The 1,716-nt window shown below is 63.2% G+C and carries 3 protein-coding genes; all 3 read left to right on the top strand.

Annotated elements, in window-relative coordinates:
- Positions 1-425 (top strand): SMC-Scp complex subunit ScpB (gene scpB / locus QZL71_RS12970; protein ID WP_294649139.1); only part of this gene is annotated, 425 nt, incomplete at its 5' end.
- A 3-nt stretch (positions 426-428) separates the two neighbouring features.
- Positions 429-1,178 (top strand): DUF2953 domain-containing protein, encoded by a 750-nt coding sequence (locus QZL71_RS12965; RefSeq protein WP_294649136.1) that lies wholly within the window; start codon positions 429-431, stop codon positions 1,176-1,178.
- A gap of 79 nt (positions 1,179-1,257) precedes the next feature.
- Complete coding sequence (ytfJ, locus tag QZL71_RS12960; protein WP_005941263.1) at positions 1,258-1,665, top strand: GerW family sporulation protein; 408 nt, start codon at positions 1,258-1,260, stop codon at positions 1,663-1,665.
- Positions 1,666-1,716: the final 51 nt, after the last annotated feature.

Below are 1,716 nucleotides of genomic sequence, written 5' to 3'. Positions count from 1 at the left end.
CCCTGCGGGAGCGCTACGCCCGGGAGGACAGCGGCCTGTGCCTGCTGCACCTGAACACCCGCTGGCAGCTTGCCACCAAGACCGAGTGGGCCGACTGCATCCGCCGCCTGCTGGACAGTCGCCGCGCAGTGCCCCTTGGCCCCGCCGCCATGGAGACCCTGACCGTGATCGCCTACAACCAGCCGGTGTCCCGCGCTTTCATCGAGCAGGTGCGCGGCGTGGATTCCTCGTCCAGCGTGTCGGGCCTGCTGGAAAAGGGCCTCATTGAGGAAGCCGGACGCCTTGACCTGCCGGGCAGGCCGGTGAGCTTCCGTACCACCGACACCTTTTTGCGGGTGTTCGGCCTTTCTTCTCTGGCCGACCTGCCGCCGGTGCACGGGCAGGAAACGGAAACAAACGCATCACCGACAGAAAGTGAGGGGTAACGCATGGGAGCATTCCTCGCCGCGCTGGGAGCAGTGCTGCTGTTCATCCTCCGGGTGATCGGCATTCTGCTGCTGGTGGTGCTGATCTTACTGGTGCTGTTGCTGCTGTGCCCCTTCTGCGCAGACCTGTGCTGGGAGCACGGCGTGCTCACCGTAAAGGCCGGTGCGCTGGGCATCACCTTCCCGGTGTTCCAGTACCCGAAGCCGGAGCCGCCGCCCGCACCGGAAAACCCGGAGCCGCCCAGGGGCTTTGGCAAGGTCAAGGCAAAGTTTGCCGCATGGCGGGCCGAGCGCAAGCGGAAAAAGGCAGAGGAGAAGGCCCGCAAAAAGGCCGCCGCCGCTGCCGCCAAGGCAAACAAGCCCGCCCAGCCGCGCAAAAAGGCAAAGATCACGCTGGAGATCCTCTGCACCATGCTCAAAGGTGCGGGCACTTTGACCAAAGCTGTGTTCGGTGCGCTGCGTATCACAAAAATACAGGTGCGCCTTGGTGTGCGCGGGGAGGACCCCGCCGCCGCTGCCCGCAGCTACGGCAAGCTGCAGGCGTGGCTGTACCCGGTGCTGGGCGTGCTGGACCGCTTTCTCTGGCTGCAGTTCGATGAGCTGCGCATCCTGCCGGACTTTGGCAGCGGGCAGCCCACCGTGGAGGACCGGGTGTCCTGCCGGGTGAGCGCGCAGGCACTGTTCATCGTCCTTGCGGCGGTGCGGGTGCTGTACGAGTTCTGGCACAAAAAAGTATTGGACATCTTCCTATAATGTGGTACACTATACGTGTATCCGGATCTGCAGACAACGGGCCTTTGCCCGAATCAAACCGATAAAGGAGAGCTGTTTTATGGCTGAACATCCCATTCAGGGCCTGATGAACGTTACCATGGAGAAGATCCACCAGATGGTGGACTCCAACACCATCATTGGCAAGCCCATCATCACCGAGGACGGCACCACCATCCTGCCGGTTTCCAAGGTGAGCTTTGGCTTTGCCTCCGGCGGCACCGACTTTGACGGCAAGAACGCCGCCAACAAGGACCTGTTCGGCGGCGGCTCCGGTGCGGGTGTGAACATCCAGCCGGTGGCCTTCCTCGTGGTAAAGGACGGCTGCGTGCGCACCATCCAGCTGTCGGACAACGCCGACACCATCAACCGTGCTCTGACCATGCTGCCGGAGCTGGTGGACAAGGTTGCCGCCCTCATCAAGAAGGACGAAAAGAAGGAAGAGCCTGCTGCTCCTGCGGAGCAGTAAGGGAGGGGGCTTGGCACCGGACACTCCGTCCCGCCTGCGCTCGCCAGACCA

The organism is uncultured Faecalibacterium sp., assembly GCF_900066275.1.
GTDB lineage: Bacteria > Bacillota > Clostridia > Oscillospirales > Ruminococcaceae > Faecalibacterium > Faecalibacterium taiwanense.
Note: the sequence above shows the minus strand (reverse complement) of the source record. Positions and strands in the feature narration are given on the sequence as shown.

Excerpts from the sequence above, each read along its gene's own strand:
- ytfJ (WP_005941263.1), top strand. The coding sequence starts at position 1,258 with ATGGCTGAACATCCCATTCAGGGCCTGATGAACGTTACCATGGAGAAG.
- QZL71_RS12965 (WP_294649136.1), top strand. The coding sequence starts at position 429 with ATGGGAGCATTCCTCGCCGCGCTGGGAGCAGTGCTGCTGTTCATCCTC.